This window comes from Allobosea sp. 117, from assembly GCF_000702305.1.
Classification (GTDB): domain Bacteria; phylum Pseudomonadota; class Alphaproteobacteria; order Rhizobiales; family Xanthobacteraceae; genus Ancylobacter.
The window spans coordinates 274,012-294,525 of the sequence record NZ_JNLC01000010.1; the positions used below are offsets into that span (position 1 = coordinate 274,012).

20 protein-coding genes are annotated in these 20,514 nt (G+C 69.0%); 10 read left to right on the top strand and 10 right to left on the bottom strand.

Translation table 11 applies throughout. The annotated features are described in order from the left end of the window. Nucleotides 1-121: 121 nt before the first annotated feature. On the bottom strand, nt 122-733 hold the full coding sequence (locus U742_RS0103295) for a c-type cytochrome (protein WP_029350018.1): 612 nt from the start codon (nt 731-733) through the stop codon (nt 122-124). Between the two features lie 223 nt (nt 734-956). Between U742_RS0103295 and U742_RS0103300 the strand changes: the two genes are divergently transcribed. After that, nucleotides 957-1,709 (top strand): 3-deoxy-manno-octulosonate cytidylyltransferase, encoded by a 753-nt coding sequence (locus U742_RS0103300; protein WP_029350020.1) that lies wholly within the window; start codon nt 957-959, stop codon nt 1,707-1,709. Beyond that, nucleotides 1,709-2,566, top strand: coding sequence for a prephenate dehydratase (locus U742_RS0103305; protein WP_029350022.1), 858 nt, complete (start codon nt 1,709-1,711; stop codon nt 2,564-2,566). Before U742_RS0103300 ends, U742_RS0103305 begins: the two co-directional genes overlap by 1 nt. Nucleotides 2,567-2,611: 45 nt before the next feature. Here U742_RS0103305 and fabI read toward each other — a convergent pair whose 3' ends face one another. The 3 genes from fabI to fabA form a co-directional block, all read right to left on the bottom strand. Next, entirely contained in the window at nt 2,612-3,442 is an 831-nt protein-coding gene (fabI, locus tag U742_RS0103310) for an enoyl-ACP reductase FabI (RefSeq protein ID WP_029350024.1), read from the bottom strand. A gap of 33 nt (nt 3,443-3,475) precedes the next feature. Continuing rightward, nucleotides 3,476-4,693 carry a beta-ketoacyl-ACP synthase I gene (fabB, locus tag U742_RS0103315; RefSeq protein ID WP_029350026.1) on the bottom strand — a complete coding sequence of 406 codons (1,218 nt, stop codon included), beginning with the start codon at nt 4,691-4,693 and terminating at the stop codon, nt 3,476-3,478. Nucleotides 4,694-4,767: 74 nt separating this feature from the next. Further along, complete coding sequence (gene fabA, locus U742_RS0103320) at nt 4,768-5,277, bottom strand: 3-hydroxyacyl-[acyl-carrier-protein] dehydratase FabA (RefSeq protein ID WP_029350028.1); 510 nt, start codon at nt 5,275-5,277, stop codon at nt 4,768-4,770. A gap of 391 nt (nt 5,278-5,668) precedes the next feature. On the opposite strand from fabA, the gene irrA reads away from it, so the two are divergent. Then, a complete protein-coding gene (irrA, locus tag U742_RS0103325; RefSeq protein WP_029350031.1) occupies nt 5,669-6,199 on the top strand; it encodes an iron response transcriptional regulator IrrA in 531 nt (176 codons plus the stop codon). Between the two features lie 26 nt (nt 6,200-6,225). Here irrA and U742_RS0103330 read toward each other — a convergent pair whose 3' ends face one another. Continuing rightward, on the bottom strand, nt 6,226-6,828 hold the full coding sequence (locus tag U742_RS0103330; RefSeq protein WP_029350033.1) for a TetR/AcrR family transcriptional regulator: 603 nt from the start codon (nt 6,826-6,828) through the stop codon (nt 6,226-6,228). A gap of 89 nt (nt 6,829-6,917) precedes the next feature. Between U742_RS0103330 and U742_RS0103335 the strand changes: the two genes are divergently transcribed. Next, nucleotides 6,918-7,757: an N-acyl homoserine lactonase family protein gene (locus tag U742_RS0103335; RefSeq protein ID WP_029350035.1), complete on the top strand. Its 840-nt coding sequence runs from the start codon at nt 6,918-6,920 to the stop codon at nt 7,755-7,757. Nucleotides 7,758-7,778: 21 nt separating this feature from the next. Here the strand turns inward: U742_RS0103335 and U742_RS0103340 are convergent, their stop codons facing one another. Then, complete coding sequence (locus U742_RS0103340) at nt 7,779-8,264, bottom strand: SH3 domain-containing protein (RefSeq protein WP_197028196.1); 486 nt, start codon at nt 8,262-8,264, stop codon at nt 7,779-7,781. Nucleotides 8,265-8,580: 316 nt separating this feature from the next. Between U742_RS0103340 and U742_RS0103345 the strand changes: the two genes are divergently transcribed. The 3 genes from U742_RS0103345 (at nt 8,581) to U742_RS22420 (ending at nt 12,009) form a co-directional block, all read left to right on the top strand. Beyond that, nucleotides 8,581-9,582, top strand: a complete 1,002-nt coding sequence (locus tag U742_RS0103345; protein WP_029350040.1) for a 2-hydroxyacid dehydrogenase — start codon at nt 8,581-8,583, stop codon at nt 9,580-9,582. Between the two features lie 112 nt (nt 9,583-9,694). Further along, entirely contained in the window at nt 9,695-10,867 is a 1,173-nt protein-coding gene (locus U742_RS0103350; RefSeq protein ID WP_029350042.1) for a patatin-like phospholipase family protein, read from the top strand. Between the two features lie 263 nt (nt 10,868-11,130). Continuing rightward, entirely contained in the window at nt 11,131-12,009 is an 879-nt protein-coding gene (locus U742_RS22420) for an NAD(P)-dependent oxidoreductase (protein ID WP_051660818.1), read from the top strand. On the opposite strand, the gene moeB is transcribed toward U742_RS22420, so the two are convergent. Continuing rightward, on the bottom strand, nt 12,010-12,828 hold the full coding sequence (gene moeB, locus U742_RS0103360) for a HesA/MoeB/ThiF family protein (RefSeq protein WP_029350046.1): 819 nt from the start codon (nt 12,826-12,828) through the stop codon (nt 12,010-12,012). It lies immediately after the preceding gene. Between the two features lie 187 nt (nt 12,829-13,015). Here moeB and U742_RS0103365 point away from each other — a divergent pair, with 187 nt between their 5' ends. The 3 genes from U742_RS0103365 (at nt 13,016) to U742_RS0103375 (ending at nt 17,816) form a co-directional block, all read left to right on the top strand. Continuing rightward, a complete protein-coding gene (locus tag U742_RS0103365; protein WP_248310245.1) occupies nt 13,016-14,632 on the top strand; it encodes a bifunctional aminoglycoside phosphotransferase/ATP-binding protein in 1,617 nt (538 codons plus the stop codon). Next, nucleotides 14,632-16,203 carry a CYTH and CHAD domain-containing protein gene (locus U742_RS0103370; protein ID WP_051660819.1) on the top strand — a complete coding sequence of 524 codons (1,572 nt, stop codon included), beginning with the start codon at nt 14,632-14,634 and terminating at the stop codon, nt 16,201-16,203. The genes U742_RS0103365 and U742_RS0103370 overlap by 1 nt, the downstream gene beginning before the upstream one ends. 113 nt (nt 16,204-16,316) lie before the next feature. Beyond that, entirely contained in the window at nt 16,317-17,816 is a 1,500-nt protein-coding gene (locus tag U742_RS0103375) for a phosphomannomutase/phosphoglucomutase (RefSeq protein WP_029350050.1), read from the top strand. A 29-nt stretch (nt 17,817-17,845) separates the two neighbouring features. Here the strand turns inward: U742_RS0103375 and U742_RS0103380 are convergent, their stop codons facing one another. Genes U742_RS0103380 through U742_RS0103390 form a run of 3 tightly spaced genes read right to left on the bottom strand, consistent with a single transcriptional unit; the run spans nt 17,846 to nt 20,502 of the window. Continuing rightward, nucleotides 17,846-18,250, bottom strand: a complete 405-nt coding sequence (locus U742_RS0103380; protein ID WP_029350052.1) for a GtrA family protein — start codon at nt 18,248-18,250, stop codon at nt 17,846-17,848. After that, nucleotides 18,251-19,558 (bottom strand): NAD(P)/FAD-dependent oxidoreductase, encoded by a 1,308-nt coding sequence (locus U742_RS0103385; RefSeq protein WP_029350054.1) that lies wholly within the window; start codon nt 19,556-19,558, stop codon nt 18,251-18,253. 2 nt (nt 19,559-19,560) lie between these two features. Continuing rightward, on the bottom strand, nt 19,561-20,502 hold the full coding sequence (locus tag U742_RS0103390; RefSeq protein WP_029350055.1) for an NAD-dependent epimerase/dehydratase family protein: 942 nt from the start codon (nt 20,500-20,502) through the stop codon (nt 19,561-19,563). Nucleotides 20,503-20,514: the final 12 nt, after the last annotated feature.

Here is a 20,514-nt window from a genome sequence, read left to right on the forward strand (position 1 = left end):
CCTCGCGGGCATTATGGCGCTTTACCTTCGGAAAAGAATAAGGCCGGGGCGCGAAGCGCCACCGGCCTGACGTGATCGTGAAACCTTGCCGCCGCATTATGGCGGCCGCGCTCCGGTCCGCTCAGGGGGCCGGCTTCGGCGCCTCGGCCGGCGGCGCACCAGCGGCCGGGGCCTCGCCGCCCGCGGGCGCGGCGCCGGGCTGCGGCAGCGGCTGCGGGCTGTGCGACAGCGTGTTCAGATAGACCAGCAGGTCGGCGCGGTCAGTTTCCTTGGCCAGGCCGGCGAAGCCCATGGCGGTGCCGGGGATGTCGGCCTTCGGGTTCTTGATGAAGTCGCTGAGGTCCTGGAAGGTCCAGGTGCCGCCATGCGCCTTCATCGCCGCCGAATAGGCGAAGCCCGGCGCGCTGGCAACTGCACGGCCGACGATGCCGTAGAGATCCGGGCCGACCTTGGCTCCAGCGCCCTCCTGGAAGTTGTGGCAGGCGGCGCACTTCTTGGCGACCGCCTCGCCCTTCTCGGCGCTGGCCTTGCCGAGCAGGTCGGCGATCGGCACGTCGGCGGCGGGCGCCTGCGCCTCACCGCCGCTAGCCGCTTCCTTCACCGCGATCTCGAAGCCGGGCTTGGCGGGCGGATTCTGGTGGAACAGCGCCTCGGCGAAAATGCTCAGACCGAGCGTGAAGGTGAGCGTGCCAAGGACCGCTCCCGCGATCTTGTTCACCTCGAAACTGTCCATCCGAACGGCCATCGAAAATCGGCTCCCTCGATTCAGTGCGGCGCAGGCGCCCGGCACGCCCGCGTGCAAATGCTAGCAGCCCTCCGGCAGGGCCGCCAACGGCGCGCGGGAACTAATCATTTTGACGGTTGGCGTGCAACCCGTATAAGCCGGCCGCGGATGCTACGTTTCGCCCCGGCGCGGTGCTGCGGCGTCCGCACGAAGGCTGCAAGACGGCAGGCAAATGCCCATCGACGACACGCTTATACTTGTTCCGGCGCGGATGAGCTCGACGCGTCTTCCCGGAAAGCCCCTCGCCGATGTCGGCGGCCGCCCGATGATCGTGGAAGTGGCGCGGCGTTCGGCCGCGGCCGGCATCGGCCGCGTGGTGGTGGCGACCGACGACGAAGGCGTTCGCGCGGCCGTGGCCGCGGCGGGATTCGACGTGGTGATGACACGGGCCGACCACCCCTCCGGCTCCGACCGCATCTTCGAGGCGCTGAACGTGGTCGATCCGGACCGCCGCGCGCGCCATGTGGTGAACGTTCAGGGCGACCTGCCGACCATCGACCCGGCGCTGATTCGCGCCAGCCTCGCTCTCCTCGACGACCCCCTCGTCGACATCGGCACGCTGGCCGCGCAGATCGTCGTCGAGGCCGAGCGCACCAATCCGAACGTGGTCAAGGCGGTGGGCAGCCCGATCACGCCGCGCCGCCTGCGCGCGCTCTACTTCACCCGCGCCACCGCCCCCTACGGCGAGGGGCCGCTCTACCATCACATCGGCCTCTACGCCTATCGCCGCGCCGCGCTGGAGCGCTTCGTCGGGCTGCCGCCGTCCGCGCTGGAGCAGCGCGAGAAGCTGGAGCAGTTGCGCGCGCTGGAGGCCGGCATGCGCATCGATGTCGCGGTGGTGGACACCGTGCCGCTCGGCGTCGATACCCCGCACGATCTTGAGAAGGCGCGGGCGATGCTCGCGCGTGAGGAAGGCAAGTCCTGATGACCAAGCGCAGCACCGTCGTGTTCCAGGGGGAACCGGGCGCCAATTCCCACATCGCCTGCCGCGAGGTCTTCCCGGACCACGAGGCGGTGCCCTGCGCGACCTTCGAGGACGCCTTCGCCGCCCTGCAGAACGGCGAGGCCGATCTCGGCATGATCCCGATCGAGAATTCGGTCGCCGGCCGCGTCGCCGACATCCATCACCTGATGCCGACCTCCGGGCTTACCATCGTCGGCGAGTTCTTCCTGCCGCTCAGCCACCAGCTCATGGCGGTGAAGGGGGCGAGCCTCGCCACCGTGAAGAGCGTGACCAGCCACGTCATGGCGCTCGGCCAGTGCCGCAACATCATCCGCAAGCTCGGCCTGAAGGCGGTGGTCGGCGCCGACACCGCCGGCGCGGCGCGCCACGTCGCCGAGGTCGGCGACCCGACGCAGGCGGCCATCGCTTCGCGGCTTGCGGCGGAGATCTACGGGCTCGACATCATCGCCGAGAATATCGAGGACGAGGCGCACAACACCACGCGCTTCATCATCCTCGCCCGCGAGGGCGAGTGGGCGCCGGCCGACAACGGGCCGACCGTGACCACCTTCGTGTTCCGCGTGCGCAACGTGCCGGCGGCGCTCTACAAGGCGCTGGGGGGCTTTGCCACCAACGGCGTGAACATGACGAAGCTGGAATCCTACCAGCTCGACGGCGAGTTCTTCGCCACCCAGTTCTACGCCGATGTCGACGGCCATCCAGACGACCGCGCGCTCAAGCTCGCCTTGGAGGAACTCGCCTTCTTCTCAAAGGAGCTGCGCATCCTCGGCGTCTATCCGGCGCATTCCTATCGCATCGCGCTCCGCGCCAAGGACTGAGGGGCGGGAGGGGCCGTCGCCGCCGGCTGAGGGGCGTCGCGGCCGCTATTCGGCGGCGGCCTCGCCGGCCTCCACCGCGTCCTCGATGGTCTTCAGCGCCTCGGGGTGCGGCATGGAGATGATGTTGTAGCCGGAATCGACGAAGTGCACTTCGCCGGTCACCCCGCTCGACAGTTCGGAGAGCAGATAGAGCGCGGAGCCTCCCACCTCGTCGATGGTGACGGTGCGGCGCAGCGGCGCGTGGCGCTTCTGGTAGTTGAACATCAGCCGCGCATCGGCGATGCCGGCTCCCGCCAGCGTGCGGATCGGGCCGGCCGAGATCGCGTTCACCCGCACGCCCTGCGGGCCGTAATCGGCCGCGAGGTAGCGCACGCTCGCTTCCAGCGCCGCCTTGGCGACGCCCATCACATTGTAGTTCGGCATCACCCGCGTCGAGCCGCCATAGGTCAGCGTCAGCAGCGAGCCGCCATTCGGCATCAGCGCCGCCGCGCGCTTGGCGATCTCGGTGAAGGAGAAGCAGGAGATCACCATGGTGCGGGTAAAGTTGGCCCGCGTGGTGTCGGCGTAGCGGCCCTTCAGCTCGTTCTTGTCGGAGAAGCCGATGGCGTGCACCACGAAATCGAGCGTGCCCCATTTGTCGGCGAGCGCCGCGAAGGCGGCATCGACCGAGGCGAGGTCCTCGACGTCGCAGGTGATGAGGGTGTCGGAGCCGAGGCTCTCAGCCAGCGGGCGCACCCGGCGGCCGAGAGCCTCGCCCTGATAGGCGAAGGCGAGCTCGGCGCCCTGCGCGGCCAGCGCCTTGGCGATGCCCCAGGCAATGGAATGGTCGTTCGCGACACCCATGATCAGGCCGCGCTTGCCCTGCATCAGGCCCATGACGTGGATTCCCTTGCCGCCGTTGCCGTCTGCTTACGCGTCCGGATGCTGGAGCACCAGCACCGCGTTCGTCCCGCCGAAGCCGAAGCCGTTCGAGACGATGCGGCCGAGATGTACGTTGTCGATCCGCTCGCGGGCGATCGGCATGTCGGCGAAGGCCGGGTCGAGCTCCTCGATATGCGCGCTGGCGGCGATGAAGCCGTTCTGCATCATAAGGATCGAGTAGATCGCCTCGTGCACGCCGGTGGCGCCCTGCGAGTGGCCGGTCAGCGACTTGGTCGCCGAGATCGGCGGGCACGCATCGCCGAACACCGCGCGGATCGCCTCGATCTCCTTGAGGTCGCCGATCGGCGTCGAGGTGGCGTGCGGGTTGATGTAGTCGATCGGCCCCTTCACGTCGGCGAGCGCGATCTTCATCGCCCGTGCCGCGCCTTCGCCCGAGGGGGCGACCATGTCGGCGCCGTCCGAGGAGGTGCCGTAGCCGACGATCTCGGCATAGATGCGCGCGCCGCGCGCCTTGGCGTGTTCCAGCTCTTCCAGCACCAATACGCCGGCGCCGCCGGAGATGACGAAGCCGTCGCGGTTCTTGTCATAGGGCCGCGAGGCCACCGCCGGGCGGTCATTGTAGTCCGACGACATGGCGCCCATCGCGTCGAACAGGCAGGACAGCGTCCAGTCGAGGTCCTCGCAACCGCCGGCGAACATGATGTCCTGCTTGCCGTACATGATCTGCTCGGCGGCGTTGCCGATGCAGATGTTGGTGGTGGCGCAGGCGGCCGAGATCGAATAGCTCGGCCCCTTGATCTTGAACCAGGTGGAGAGCGTCGCCGAGGCGGTGGAGCCCATCGCCTTGGGCACCGCGAACGGTCCGATCTTCTTCGGGCCTTTCTCGCGGGTGATGTCGGCGGCCTCGACGATGGTGCGGGTGGAGGAGCCGCCCGAGCCCATGATCAGGCCGGTGCGCTCGTTGGAGATCTCGTGCTCCTCGAGCCCGGCGTCGCGGATCGCCTGGTCCATCGCCACATGGTTCCAGGCGGTGCCGCCGCCGTGGAAGCGCATGGCGCGCCGGTCGACGATCTGGCTGGCGTCGAGCTGCGGGGCGCCGAACACCTGGCTGCGGAAGCCGAGCTGCGCATATTGGTCGGCGCGGACGATGCCGCTCTTCGATTCGTGCAGCGACGCCAGCACCTCCTGGGTGGAGTTGCCGATCGACGAGACGATGCCCATACCGGTAACGACGACGCGGCGCATAGGCTACCTTTCCTTGAACCTCGGTGCGGGCGAAATGGCGCTCGCGGCGCCCGCCCGCAACCCCCGCATGGGCCTCACGCCGTCTGGAACAGGCCGACCTTGAGGTCGCTGGCGCGATAGATGACCTCGCCGTCGGCTTCCAGCCAGCCATCGGCGACGCCGAGCACCAGCTTCGAGCGCATGACGCGCTTGAAGTCGATGCCGTAGACCACCTTCTTCATGGTCGGCAGCACCTGGCCGGAGAACTTCAGCTCGCCGAGGCCGAGCGCCCGCCCGCGCCCCGGTGCGCCGAGCCAGCCGAGATAGAAGCCGACAAGCTGCCACATGGCGTCGAGGCCGAGGCAGCCGGGCATCACCGGGTCGCCCTTGAAGTGGCAGGGGAAGAACCAGAGGTTCGGATGCACGTCGAGCTCGGCGCGCACCAGGCCCTTGCCGTTGGCGCCGCCCTCTTCCGAGATCTCGGTGATGCGATCGAACATCAGCATCGGCGGCAGCGGAAGCTGCGCATTGCCTTCGCCGAAAAGTTCGCCTCGCCCGCAGGCGAGAAGGTCCTCGTAATCAAAGCTCGTCCGACGTTCGACCATCGCGTCTGTATCACCGTCTATTTGTCCGTTCGGCCTTCCCGGGCGCCGCGCGGGCGGACCCGGCCTCCCAGCCGTTGGCCGCTTCCTAACACAGCGTCCACCGCGCTCAAAGCCGTCAGAGTACGGTGGCGCGCGACGGCGCAGAGGCAATGTGACACGCCGGTGAAGGTTTCGGCGCCGGTAATCGGGTCACAGTTTGGAACGGTTACTGTTTAGAATCGATCGCTTGCCGCTGATGGAATGCTCCTTGTATAATAAATTTCGATCAAGCTTGGAGCGGCCGGCGATCAGCCGCCGCCCGGCACTATGAACATAGGAGGATGTGACGTCGGCAGCGCCAAGCGATGTGCCGAGACGCGCCCATCCATGACCGACGTCGGAAGTTGAGAGAATGAGCGAGCCTATCCGCACGGTGCATATGGCGATGCCGCGCGTCGTCGTCGAAGACGGTGAGCCGGTGCTCCCGGTCGCGAAGCTGCGCGATTCCGCCTCGGCCAGCCGGACCGGCTGCCCCTTCCACGACGTGCGCCACATGCTGCGCGAGGTGGGGCTGCGGCCGACCCGGCAGCGCCTGGCGCTGGGCTGGCTGCTGTTCGCCAAGGGCGACCGCCACGTCTCCGCGGAAATCCTGCACGAGGAGGCGATCAAGGCGCGCTTCCCGGTCTCGCTCGCCACCGTCTACAACACGCTGCACCAGTTCACCGAGGTGGGGCTGCTGCGCGAGCTCGCGGTCGACGGCTCGAAGACCTATTTCGACACCAATCCGACCGACCATCATCACTTCTTCGTCGAGGGCGAGAACAACCTCGTCGACATTCCGAGCGCCTCGGTCGAGGTCGAGCGCGTGCCCGAACCGCCGGAAGGCTACGAGGTCGCCCGCATCGACGTGGTGGTGCGCCTGCGCCCCAAGCGGCGCTCCTGAGCGCCGTGGCCGCGGTGCGGCTTTCTTCAGGCTGAGCCGATGCCGAGCTGCGCGACGCCGCGCCTGATGTCCTCCGGCGTGACGTCGTCAAGCACCGCCGCCTCCACCACATAGCCGAGGATCAGCGCCAGCAGCGCCTTTGCGGCCGCCTGCTCGTCGAGGGTCGCGGGGAGCTTCCCCTCCTGCTTCCAGACGATTGTCGCCGCCGCCAGTTGCTCGCGGAAGGCACGGTAGAAGCCGGCCATGGTGCCGCGGACCGTCTCGTTGCGCTGTGATTCGCTCCAGCCCAGCAGGGCGATGCGCTTGAGGTCGAAACCCTCGCGTTCCGTGAAGGCCGCGATCTCCCCCAGCACCGCGCCGACCAGCTCGGCCGGCGCCGGCAGTGGGCGTGTCGTCACCAGCGGCACCAGCCGCTCGCGCAGGCCCGCCAGCGATGTGGTGAGCGCCGCAAGGATCAGATCGTCCTTGTTGCGGAAATAGCCATAGACCGCGCCGGCGGAGAGGCCGGAAGCGCGGATGATGTCGTCCATGGTGGTGACATGCAGTCCCTCGCGCGCAAAGCACCGCCACGCGGCGTCGAGGATCTGCTGGCGGCGGGCGAGGCGGCGTTCGTCGGATATCTTCGGCATGACTCCAAATAAAACGAACGACCGTTCTTTACAACCGTCGTGGCCTGCGTCATAAAAAGAACGATTATTCGTTTTTTATGGAGGCGAGCGTGATCCGCATCACCGCGATCGAAACCGGCAAGGCGCGGATGAAGACCGCCCAGCGCACCGGCGGCGACGGGCGCAGCGGTCTTCAGCGGAAGATCGACATCTTTCGCGACACCCATTGGGTCGAGCCTCTGCCGATCCTCTGCTTCCTGATCGAGCATCCCGAGGGCCGCTTCCTCGTCGATACCGGCGACACCTGGCGCAATTCGGTGCCGGGATATCTGCCGCGCTGGAACCCCTTCTTCACGCGGGAGGTGTCGATCCGCGTCGCGCCGCACGAGGAGGTCGGGTCGCGCCTGCTCGCCATGGGGCTCGATCCGGCCCGCGACATCGGCACGGTCATCCTCACCCATCTACATCACGACCACACCGGCGGCCTGGACCATTTCCCGTCCGCCCGCGTGCTGGTGCCGCGCGCCAACCTGCCGGTGTCGACCGGCCTCAGGGGCCGCCTGATGGGATGTCTGCCACAGCGCTGGCCGATCTGGTTCCGCCCGGAAGCGGTTGACATGGACGGGCCGGCGGTCGGGCCCTTCGCCGGCTCGCATCCCGTGACCCGTGACGGGCGCATCTTCCTGGTGCCGACGCCGGGGCATGTCGACGGCCACGTATCCGTGGTCGTCCGCGACGAGGGGATCACCTATTTCCTCGCCGGCGATGCCACCTATGACGAGGCCAATCTGCGGGCCGAGAAGGCCGACGGCGTGACCAACGACCCCGCACAGTCCATCGCGACGCTGCGTGCCATCAAGGCGTTCGCCGCCGGCGAACCGACGGTCATCCTGCCGGCGCACGACCCCGAAAGCGCCGAACGTCTCGCGGCGCGGCGGATATTCGTCTGAGCGCTCAGGCCGGCCCCGGCGCTACTCGAACTTCTCGTTCGGGTAGACGCCCCAGAGCTTCACCTGCTCGACGAAGCCGTCGAAGCCGTCGCCGAAGAAGCGGCACCAACTGCCGTCGCAATCCTTCACGCTGCCCAGCACGCCGGGCTCGATCCGTGCCTTGACCGCGGCCTCGCCGGAGCGCCCGGAATAGAGCGCGACGGGTCCGTCCTTCTTCAGCCAGGGCCCGACCAGCGCGGTACGGCGGCCGGAGAGCATGGAGTGGTAGACCCAGCCCTCGGCGCCCTCCGAATCACGGATGCGGCGCCATGTCTCGAACTCGGCGGTGATCTCGACGGGAAGGCCGGCGCGGGTGAATACCCAGGCGACCTGGTGGTCCTTGGTCGGGCCGGAGCGCACATTCACCTTGTCGGCCTTGAGGCTGACGAAGCGCGGCACCGGCAGCCCGCTCACCCGCCCGGTCGCCTCCGGCGACTGCGCCATGGCGGCGCCGTGGCCGAGCACCATCGCCAATGCCAGCGCGGCCCAAAACCTTGACGCACCAACCCTCGACGCCGCCTTCGCCAGCGCCGTCACCCACGTCGTCTCTCGCATGATCGCGAACACCATAGCTCCGTCCCGCCGGGCCGCGAAAGGAGACCCGCCGCGCCTGTCCCGTCAAGCCGGGCAAAACGACGCCGGGCGATTTCGGCTCGCGCCCACCCGGCTTTTGTCTTTCGCCCACCTGTCTGATAATGAACGCGCCACCCCGGCGACGCCCGCTTTCACGCCTGATTGTGAAGGCTTAGCGTTAACGGGAGTTTGATCGCCGACGGGGATGGAAATGGCCCGCAAGAAGCCGCTGGTCGTGGTCACGCGCAAGCTGCCGGACAAGATCGAAACGCGCATGCGCGAACTGTTCGACGCGCGGCTCAATATGGATGACAGGCCGAGGACGCAGGCCGAGCTGGTCGAGGCGGCGGCGAGCGCCGACGTGCTGGTGCCGACCATCACGGACCGCATCGATTCGGCCGTGCTCTCGCAGGCCGGGCCGAACCTCAAGCTGATCGCCAATTTCGGCAACGGCGTCGACCATATCGACGTCGCCACCGCCACCGCGCGCGGCATCACGGTCACCAACACCCCCGGCGTCCTCACCGAGGATACGGCGGACATGACCATGGCGCTCATCCTCGCGGTGCCGCGCCGGCTCACCGAAGGCGCCTCCGTGCTCACCGCCGAGGACGGCGTGTGGCCAGGCTGGTCGCCGACCTGGATGCTCGGCCACCGCATCTGGGGCAAGCGGCTCGGCATCATCGGCATGGGCCGCATCGGCCAGGCGGTGGCGCGCCGCGCCCGCGCCTTCGGCCTGCAGATCCACTACCACAACCGACGTCCGCTGCCGGCGGCGATCGAGGAGGAGCTCGAGGCGACCTATTGGGACAGCCTCGACCAGATGCTGGCGCGGATGGACATCCTCTCGGTCAACTGCCCGCACACCCCGGCGACCTATCACCTGCTCTCGGCGCGACGGCTGAAGCTGGTGCGGCGCGACGCCTACATCGTCAACACCGCGCGCGGCGAGGTGATCGACGAGAACGCGCTCGCCCGCATGATCGAGACCGGCGAGCTCGCCGGCGCCGGGCTTGACGTGTTCGAGCAGGAGCCGGCGGTGAGCCCGAAGCTGCTCAAGCTCGCCCGCCAGGGCAAGGTGGTGCTGCTGCCGCATATGGGCTCGGCCACCGTCGAGGCCCGCGTCGACACCGGCGAGAAGGTCATCGTCAACATCAAGACCTTCATGGACGGCCACCGTCCGCCGGACCGCGTCCTGCCCTCCATGCTCTGAGCGCCGCGCGGCTCACGAAGCGCCCCGCCTGTGGCGGCGGCGCCACGCCGCGCCTTGCCCATGCGTGCTAGCCTCCGCTCCACCTCGGCGCTGTTGGGGGGCGTGGGGTTCGATGCGTATGCCTGTGCTGTTCCGCGCCGCGCGCCTGTGCGGTGTCCTCCTCGCCCTTGCGCTGGCCGCCGGCTGCGCCACCCTGCCGCGCACGCCCTACACGGCGGCGGATGCCTCCATGGGCGCGCCGATGGGCATACCGGGCGTGCGCATCTGGGCGGATGCCTCGATCGCCGAGCTGATGCCGCTGCTGGCCCGCTTCCGGGCCGCGCGCGACAGGGCCCATTTCGAGCATTACAGCATCCTCGCCATCTCCGGCGGCGGTCAGGACGGGGCCTATGGCGCCGGCGTATTGAACGGCTGGAGCGAGACCGGCACGCGGCCCGAATTCTCGGTGGTCACCGGCGTGTCGACCGGGGCGCTGATCGCCCCTTTCGCCTTCCTCGGCCCCGCCTATGACGACCGGCTGCGGCGCGTCTACACCGAGACCTCGACCAGCGACATCGTCTCCGGCAACCCGATCGCCGGCCTCCTGCGCGACGGTGTGTTCAGCACCGATCCGCTGCGCGAAATGGTGGCGCGCTATGTCGATGCCGACATGCTGGCGGAGATCGCCGCCCAGCACCGTGCCGGGCGCCGGCTCTACGTGCTGACCACCAATCTCGACGCGCAGCGCCCGGTGATGTGGGACATGGGCGCTATCGCCGACAGCGGCAATCCGCGCGCCGTCGAGCTGTTCCGCGCCGTGCTGGTCGGCTCGGCCAGCATCCCCGGTGCCTTCCAGCCGATGATGATCGAGGCCGAGCAGGACGGGCGCCGCTTCGAGGAGATGCATGTGGACGGCGGCACCACCATGCAGGTGCTCGCCGTGCCGACCAAGGTCGCCGCCGCCTCCGGCGATTTCCTCACCAACGCCAGGCGCCGCAGCTTCTTCGTGCTGCTGAACAAGAAGTTCGAGCCGGACTTCGACATGACCAAGCGCTCGACCTTCGCCATCGCCGCGCGCGGCTTCGACACGCTGATGAAGAGCGACACCTATGGCACGGTGCTCGACACCTACCGCTTCGCGCAGAAGTTCAAATACGATTTCCGCCTCGCCTTCATTCCGGCGAGCTTCGACATGAAGCCGAACGCCGTGTTCGACCGGGCCTATATGAACGCGCTGTTCGCGCTCGGCCGCGAGGCCGGCCGGCGCGGCGACTGGTACAAGGTGCCGCCGGGCCTCTACAACTGATCGGCACGTCCTCGATGCGCATAGAAGGCCGTGCGATCGCCGGTCCATGTCATCGTCTCAGTCTCGCCGATGAGACGGCATGATTCGCGCAGCCCGCCCGCCGGCGGGCGCATTCCGGCCGGTTGACGCAGGGGATATGCGGTCCGGCGAGGCATCTGCCGCCGGCGAACACGGGTTGTCGGCGGGCGGCGCCAGCCGTGCAGCGCCGAAAATCGCTGGCATGGCGCTTGCCGATCCCTTCCCGGCACAACCGGGAGGGTCCAATGCCGTCATCCGTCTCTCTGCTGGGGCTCGGCTCCATGGGCAGCTCTCTGGCGCGTGCCCTGATTGCCGCGGGAATCCGGCCGACGCTCTGGAACCGGAGCCCCGCGCGTGCCGCGCCTTTCGCCGATACGGCCGACCTCGCCGGCAGTATCGTCGAGGCGGCCGGGCGCTCCGATCTCGTCATCGCCTGCCTCATCAACTACGCGGCGACATGGGAGAGCCTCGACCGCCCGGAGGTGATCGAGGCGCTGAAGGGCCGCACGCTGGTGCAACTCGCCACCGGGCTGCCGGCCGAGGCGACGGAGCTCGCCGCGTGGGCGGAGCGCCACGGCATCTTCTATCTCGATGGCCGCATCTGCTGCTTTCCCGCGACCATCGGGCGCCCCGACGCGGTCATCTATTACGGCGGCGACGCGGCGATCTTCGAAGCGCATCGCGACACGCTGGTCGCGCTGGCCGGCCAGTCGATCTATGCGGGGGCCGACGTCACCAACCCGACGAAGCTCGACAGCGCCTTCCTCAGCTACTGCTTCGCGGCGCCGATGGCCATGCTGTACGGGGCGGCGATCTGCGAGGCGGCGGGGCTCGATCCCGACCTGTTCTTCACCGCGCTGCCGTCCTTCTCCGGCGACGTGAACCGGCGCGCCGTGTCGTTCCGCGAAGCCATACGCGCGCGGGACTACACCAATGTGCAGTCGGCGCTGCAGACCGATCTGGCGGGTGCCCGGATGTGGCTCACCTGCGCCTCCGAGCTCGGGGTCGATCCGCGCTTCGCCCAGGCTCTGCTGGACCTCATGAAGGTGCCGGTCGACCAGGGCAAGGGGGCGCTCGACACCGCCTATCTGGTCGAGGTCTTCAAGGGCGCGAAGGCCGGCTGATCAGCCTTCGACCGGCGCGCGTCGGTGGTGCGACAGGTCGCGGATGGTCGGTGACTTGCCGGTGAGCGGGTTGTCCGGATCCCAGCCATAGGTCAGCGTCTCGAAGCGCATGGCGCGCGCGTCGATCATCAGCAAGCGACCCACCAGCCCCTCGCCGAAAGGCACCACGGCGCGGATCGCTTCCAGCGCCACCAGCGATCCGGCCACCCCGGCCAGCGCGCCGAGGATGCCGGCTTCGGCGCAGGTCGGCACCGTGCCGGGCGGCGGCGGCTCGGGGAACAGGCAGCGATAGGTCGGGTTCGGCTCGCCGTCCGGCCCCGTCTCGAACGGGCGCAGCGTCGTCACCGTGGCGTCGAAACGCCCGAGCGCCGCCGTCACCAGCGGCTTGCCCGCCAGCGCGCAGGCATCGGCGACCAGATAGCGGGTGGCGAAATTGTCCGAGCCGTCGACCACCACGTCGACCGCGCCGACGCGCTCCAGCGCGTTGTCGGGCGTGATGCGCTCATTGAGCCCGACGACCTCGACATGCGGGTTCAGCGCATGGATCGCCCGCGCCGCGCTCGTCGTCTTCGGCTCGCCGATCCCATCGGTGGTGTGCAGCACCTGCCGCTGCAGGTTCGACAGCGAGACCACGTCGTCGTCCATCACCACGAGCCGGCCGACGCCGGCGGCGGCGAGATAGAGCAGGGCCGGGGCGCCGAGCCCGCCGGCGCCGACGACGAGCATGCTCGCCTTCTTCAGCTTCTGCTGGCCGGGCCCGCCGATCTCGCTCAGCACAATGTGGCGGGCATAGCGCTCGACCTCGTCGGCCGAGAACACCGGCGTGCGGGTGGGGTTAAAGGTCGCGTCTGTGGCGTCGCTCGGCATGATGGCGTCTATATAGAGAAGCGTTTCGCCGGCCGCCATGGTTTGCGTCTGGAGCTGCGTTGAGGGCGCTCAAGGCCGCCGGCCTGGCGGCGGGCGAGGATGCGCACCACCGGAAGACGGCGGGAGAAGGGGAGGCGCGGTGTCGGGCGACGGGCGGAGCGAAGGCGGGGACCGCGACGGACAGGCCGGGACGCTGGCCTTCCTCGCGTCGACGCCGGATTTCGGTGAGGAGCCTGCGGGCGCGCCGATCCTCACCCATATCTCGGCGGTGCTGCTCCGCGGGAAACGCGCGATCAAGCTCAAGCGCGCGGTGCATCTGCCCTATGTCGACTTCTCGACGCCCGGGCGGCGCCTTGCCGCCTGCGAGCGCGAGCTCGAGCTCAATCGGCGCACCGCGCCGGCGCTCTACCGCGCGGTGCGCCGGGTGACGCGCCACGCCGATGGCGGGCTCGAACTGGACGGAGACGGTGCGCTGGTCGACGCGGTGGTCGAGATGCGCCGCTTTCCCGACGATGCGCTGTTCGACCGGCTGCCCAAGGCCGCGCTGACGCCGCCGGTGATGACGAGGCTCGCCCGCAACATCGCTGCCTTCCATCGCACCGCGCCGGTTGACCCGAGCACCGAAGGCGCGGCGCGCATGGCCGCCGTGCTCGACGGCAATCGCCGGGCGCTGGCGGACACGCTCGCGGGAGCCGGCATCGCGTCGCCGGCCGACGTCGCCCGCTATGCCGATGCGGCCGACGCCGCGCTCGAAGCCCATGCCGGGCTGATGGACGCCCGGGCGAGCGCCGGCAAGGTCCGCCGCTGCCATGGCGACCTGCATCTGCGCAACATCTGCCTGCTCGACGGCGAGCCGACGCTGTTCGACTGCCTGGAGTTCGACGAGGAGCTCGCCACCACCGATGTGCTCTACGACCTCGCCTTCCTGCTGATGGATCTGTGGCATCGGGGCCTGAGGCGGCAGGCCAACCTGGTGCTCAACCGCTATCTCGATGCGGCCGACGAGGCGGACGGCCTGCCGCTGCTGCCGCTCTTCATGTCGGTGCGGGCGGCGGTGCGCGCCCATGTCGCCGCCGCGCGGGGCGGGGACGCCGGCGAGGAGGCCGGCTCCTATTTCGCCCTCGCCGCCGCGCTGCTGGAGCCGCGCCCGGCGCGGCTGGTGGCGATCGGTGGCTTCTCCGGCTCCGGCAAGTCGACCGTGGCGGCGGCGGTGGCGCCCGTGCTCGGTCCCGCGCCCGGCGCCCGCATCCTCGCCAGCGACCGCATCCGCAAGGCGTCCTTCGGCGTCGCCGCCGAGACACGCCTGCCGCCAGAGGCCTACGAGGGCGCGGTGTCGCAGCGCGTCTATGCGCGCCTCGCGGCGCAGGCGGCGGCGATCGCCGGGGCCGGGCACGCCGTCGTCGCCGATGCGGTGTTCGACCGGGCGGAGGAGCGCGCCCGCATCGCGCAGGCGGCCTCGGAGGCCGATGTGCCGTTTGAAGGTCTCTGGCTCGACGTACCGCTCGAACGCCTCGTCGCCCGCGTCGCCGCGCGCCGTGGCGATGCCTCGGACGCCACGCCCGAGGTGGTGCGCGCTCAGGTCGCACATTCGCTGGAAGGGCTCGACTGGGCGCGGCTCCCGGCGGATCGCGGCCCGGAGGAAGTGAGCGCCGCCGCGCGCGCCCGGCTTGCCGGCGATGGCGGGCGCGACCAGCCTGCGCTACCGTTGCGTCCGGCGGGCGAGGCGCACGGGATGGCGCCGCCGGGGGAGACGTGATGGACGGCGAGACCCATGGCGACCGGCCGCTCGATGTGGCGTCGCATCGCGAGGTCGAGCTCAAGCTGCTCGCTCCGCCCGGTACGCTGGAGCAGATCCGCATGGCGCCGGCGGTGGCGCGCGACGCGCGCAGCCAGGGCGTCGTCCGGCGGCTGGAGACGGTCTATTACGACACGCCGGACCACCTGCTGTTCCGCCATCAGGCTTCGCTGCGGGTCCGCCGCATTGGCACGCGCTTCGTCGAGACGCTGAAGCTGCCCGCCGATGACGATCCGCTGAGCCGCCCCGAATTCGAGGCGCCGCTCGCCTCCGCGGCCCCCGACCTGACCGTGCTGCCGCTCGCCGGCGCGGCGCTGCCCTTCGAACTGCCGGACAGTGGCGCTCTGGTGCCGGTCTTCGCCGCCCGCATCCGCCGGCGCCTGGTGGTGATGGAGCGCCCCGACGCCCGCATCGAGCTGGCGCTGGACGAGGGCGAGATCGCCGCCGGCGCGGAGCGGACGCCGGTCTGCGAGATCGAGCTCGAGCTCAAATCCGGCGAGGCCGCCACGCTCTACGAGCTCGGCCTCGCCCTGCTCGACGTGGCGCCGCTGCGCTTCGGCACGCTGAGCAAGGCGGAGCGCGGCTATCGCCTCGCCTTCGCCGAGCCGCCGGTCGCGGAGAAGGCCGGTCCGCTCGCTCTCGGCGAGGACGCCGCGGTGGACGATGCGCTCGCCGCCATGCTGGCGAGCTGCCATCGCCAGCTCCTCGGCAATCTCGCCGCCGCCGAGGCCGGGCGGGCGGAGGGCGTCCACCAACTGCGCGTCGCGCTCAGGCGGCTGCGCTCCGCCCTCGCGCTCTTCGCCCATCTGCTGCCGTCGGCCGCCTTCCGCGCGCTGAACGCCGAGGCGCGGCTGATGGGGCGGGCGCTCGGTCCGGCGCGGGGCTGGGACGTGTTCGTCGGCGAGACGCTGGCCGGCATCGCCCGCACCGGTCTGGAGCCGGAAGGTTTCGCCCGCCTGCGCGAGGCCGCCGAGCCGCTGCGCCGCGCTGCCCACTCGGGCGTGCGCGACCAGCTCGCCGATCCGCGCACCACCCGCTTCCTGCTCGGCCTCGGCCATCTGATCGAGCGGCGGGGCTGGCGCAACGACGTATCGTCCGAGGCGCTCGGCTTCCTCGCCGAGCCGGCCGTCGCGCTGGCGCAGCGCATGCTCGATCGTGCCCGCCGGGGCGTGCTGAAGCGCGGCCGGCATTTCCGGGGCCTCGCGCCGGAGGAACGCCACGAGCTGCGCCTGAAGCTGAAGCGGCTGCGCTACACGGTGGATTTCGTCCTGCCGCTCTATCCCGGCGACGCCAGGGCCCAGACCTATCTGCGCCGCCTGTCGAAGCTGCAGGACGTGCTCGGCGCGGACAATGACGCCGCGACAACGGGCCCGCTGCTGCGCGAGCTGCAGGCGGCGGGCACAGCGCCCGCTTTGCACCGCGCCATCGGCATCATCGCCGGCTGGCAGGAGAGCGAGCGCCAGCACACCGCTCCCGCCATTCACGACAAATGGCGGCGGTTCCGTGATACCGAACCGTTCTGGGAGCGTTGAGCCTCGTTGCGGCGGGGTCATTTCCTCGCCATCCTTTATCGCTTATCCCTCACGAGCCGGGTCTTCATTGATCGGCTCGATCGCCCTTCCCGCTGTCAACTGTGAGACTGCCGATGTTCTCTTTGCCGCGCGCCGATCTCGTACCGAACACCTATGCCTATGAGACCGAGCCGCTGGTGAAGCCGACAGGTTTTCGCGAGTATGACGCGCGCTGGCTGTTCGGCACCGAGTTGAACCTCATGGGCGTCCAGGCGCTCGGCCTCGGCCTCGGCACGCTGATCCACGAGCTCGGCGTGCGCCCGGAGATCGTCACCGGCCATGATTTCCGCAGCTATTCCTCCTCGATCAAGCTGGCGCTGGCCAACGGCCTGATGGCGGCCGGCGTCACGGTGCACGATATCGGCCTCGCGCTCTCGCCCATGGCCTATTTCGCGCAGTTCGCGCTCGACCTGCCCTGCGTCGCCATGGTCACCGCCTCGCACAACGACAATGGCTGGACCGGCGTGAAGATGGGCGTGAACCGCCCGCTCACCTTCGGGCCGGACGAGATGAGTCGCCTCAAGGAGATCGTGCTCGGCGGCCTCGGCAAGGAGCGGCCCGGCGGCGGCTACCGCTTCGTGAAGGACTTCCCCGAGGTCTATATCCGCGACCTCACCGACCGGCCGAAGCTGAAGCACCCGGTCAAGGCGATCGTCGCCTGCGGCAACGGCACGGCGGGCGCCTTCGCCCCGCGCGTCCTGGAGGCGCTCGGCGTCGAGGTGGTGCCGCTCGATTGCGAGCTCGACCACTCCTTCCCGAAATACAACCCGAACCCCGAGGACATGGAGATGCTCCATGCCATGCGCGACGCTGTGCTCGCCCACAAGGCGGATGTCGCACTCGGCTTCGACGGCGACGGCGACCGCTGCGGCGTGGTGGACGACACCGGCGAGGAGATCTTCGCCGACAAGGTCGGCGTGATGCTGGCGCGCGACCTCTCGACGCTGCATCCCGGCGCCACCTTCGTGGTCGACGTGAAGTCCACCGGCCTGTTCATGACCGACCCGGTGCTGATCGCCAACGGCGTGAAGGCCGACTACTGGAAGACCGGCCACTCCTACATGAAGCGCCGGGTGAACGAGAGCGGCGCCCTCGTCGGCTTCGAGAAGTCCGGCCACTACTTCTTCAACGCGCCGGTCGGGCGCGGCTATGACGACGGCCTCGTCTCGGCCATCGCCGTGCTCGACATGCTCGACCGCAATCCCGGCCGCAAGCTCTCCGAACTCCGGGACGCGCTGCCCAAGACCTGGTCCTCGCCCACCATGTCGCCGCACTGCCCGGACGAGCAGAAATACGGCGTGGTCGGCGCGGTGGTGAAGCATTTCGAGGACCTCGCCGCGCGCGGCGAGAGCGTTGCCGGCCAGCCGATCCGCGATCTCGTCACGGTGAACGGCGTGCGCGTCACGGTGGAGGACGGCTCATGGGCGCTGGTGCGCGCCTCCTCCAACAAGCCCGAGCTGGTGGTGGTGGTCGAGAGCCCGGTCTCCAAAGAGCGCATGCACGACATGTTCGCGCTGGTGAACGAGGTACTCGGCAAGCACCCCGAGGTCGGCGCCTACAACCAGACGCTCTGAGGACTCGGAGCCCGTCTCACGGCCAGGTGTCAGGGTTCCTGGTGCGCGCGGGCGAAGGTGTAGAAGCGGTGGCCGAAATAGCTGGCCACCGCCGGCGCCATGACGCCGATGAAATGCGCGACGTCCTCGGCGTGCCAGGTGAAGCCGGCCGCCGGGAAGAACACGCGCGCGAGGAACACGCTGATGCACCACACCAGCACCAGCGAGAACAGGTTCACGATGGTGAAGCGCTTGAACTCCGAGCCGACCGAGCGTCCCGACCGATCGAACACGAAGGCCCTCGCCAGCACATAGGCGGTGACCATGCCGATGAGATAGGCGAGCGCCACCGCGATCTCGAAGCTCATCACCTCGTTGAGCAAGTAACGGCTGCCGAGATTGACCAGCGCGGCTATGCCGCCGGTCAGCAGGAATTTGAGGAACTGGCGGGACATTCAGTGTGCGCCCTTCCACACGGCGGGATCGTTCACCGCGCGGGCCATCAGCTCGCCATAGCGCACGCTTTCCGAGATACCGCGGTCTTCCGGGTAGTAGAAGCAGGTGTCGGCGATCTGCAGCCCGGCGATCTCGGTCGCGACCGGCGGGATCATCGCCGCAAATCCCGGCGGGCACACCGGCTGGGCATGGGCGAGGCGGCCGACGCGCGCGTCGATGCGGTCGGCGTCGGTCAGCGCCGGATTGACCATCTTGAGATAGGAGAACGCCTCGTCCAGCAGCTCGGCGTCCGGGCGCGCCCAGTTCCGGTTGGTGACCGGCATGTAATAGGGCACGTAGACGATGGTGTCGCCGGTCGGCCGCAGGTTCGAGAACTCGACGAAGCCCGGAATGCCCATGCGGGCATCCATCGTGTTCACCCAGAAATGCGGCGTCACCGAGCGCTTCAGCTTGAAGATGAGGCAGGCGACGCCGATGTTCTCGATCTTCGCGTAGGCCTCCCTGGCGGCGTCGGAGAAGCCGGGCACCAGCTTCGGGATCAGCGGCGTCGGCACGGTGGCGATCACCGCGTCATAGGGCTCGAACGCCCCGTTCGCCTTCACCCCGGTCACGCGCCCGCCTTCCGAGACGATCTCCTCCACCTTGGCGCCGAGCCGGATGTCGCCGCCCTTCGCGCGGATCGCCTTCGACAGCGCCTCGACGAGGGTGAGCGTGCCGCCGTCGATATAGCCGAGCTCCTCCTGCATCAGCGAGCGGCGCGAGGTGCCGATCCGCTTGATGCGGGTCCAGATCCAGGCCGCCGAGATGTTGTCGGCATATTCGTAGAACTTCAGGTCGAACAGCGGGCGCCACAGCCGCTGATAGACCGACGGTCCGCACCAGCTCTCGATCCATTCGCGGGCCGAGCGCTTTTCGAGGTCGCCCGCTTCGGCCCGCTTGGTGGAGAGGAACATCATCAGCCCGTAGCGCAGCTTCTCGACGAAGCTGAGCCCGGGGAATTTGAGCAGCGCCACCGGGTTGCCCCAGTCGTGCAGCCGGCCGTCGATGAAATAGCCCATCGAGGTCGGCACCCAGCGCATCTTGTCGCCGATGCCGAGCTCGTCCATCAGCGCGAAGGTCGGGCGGTCCGACTTGCAGACGAAATGGTAGTAGCGCTCGATCGACAGGCCGCCGAAATCGAAATGCGCCGCCATGCCGCCCGGCACGCTGTCGGCCTCGTAGACCGTCACCTCGTGTCCGGCCTTCAGCGCGTGATAGGCCGCCGCGAGACCCATGGCTCCGGCGCCGATGACTGCAACGCGCGCCATGATCAGAACTCCAGCACGACCTTGGAATAGACGGGATCCTGGAAGGTTTCCTTCAGCGCCTCCGGCAGCGGCGTCGCGCGCACCCCGAAGATGCCCGGCCAGTCGATGACCTCGAACACGTCCGGCGTCACCAGCGCCTTGAGCTGGCTGGTGGTGAAGGGCGGGTCGCGGTCGACGAGCGCGTAGGTCTTGAGCAGCGTCCAGAACAGCGCGTAGGGGATGCGCACGATGGGTGCCCTGGCGCCGGAGGCCGCCTTCACCTCGCGGATCAGGTCGATATAGTCGATCTTCGACTGCCCCGAGATGTTGAACGCCTCGCCGGGGCGCGGCGTCTCGATGCAGGCCATGATGACCCCGCAGAAATCGCCGACATAGAGCGGCTGGCGCAGATAGCGCCCGCTGCCCGGCACCGGGAACACCGGCGCGCGCTGCATGAAGCGGGCGAGCCAGCCGAGATGCTTGCGATCGAACCAGCCGAACATCAGCGTCGGGCGCAGCACCGTCACCGACAGGCCGCTGCCGACCACCAGCGCCTCCTGCGCCTTCTTTGTCTCGGTGTAGTAATCGTGGGCAAGAGAATTTACCACCGATGAGGAGATGTGCACGACATGCGGCACGGCGTGCTTTTTCGCCGCCGCCACGACCTGCTCGCTCGCGGTGATGTTGTTGTCGATGAAGGGCTTTTCCTCTAGCGCGCCGATCTGCGCGTGGTTCAGCACCAGCGTGTCGGCGCCGGCGAAGGCGTCGGCCCAGGCACCGGGAACGGCGAGGTCGGCCTCGATCACCATGATGTCGGGATGAAGCTCCCTCAGTATCTTCGTGTTGGCCGGGTGCTTGTCGATGGCGACAATCGGCCCGAAGCCCCGCGCCTTGAGGCGGGGGATGAGGTTCTGGCCGACCAGTCCGGCGGCGCCGGTGACGACGATCTTGGCGGGTGTCTGCACGAAGGATCCGTT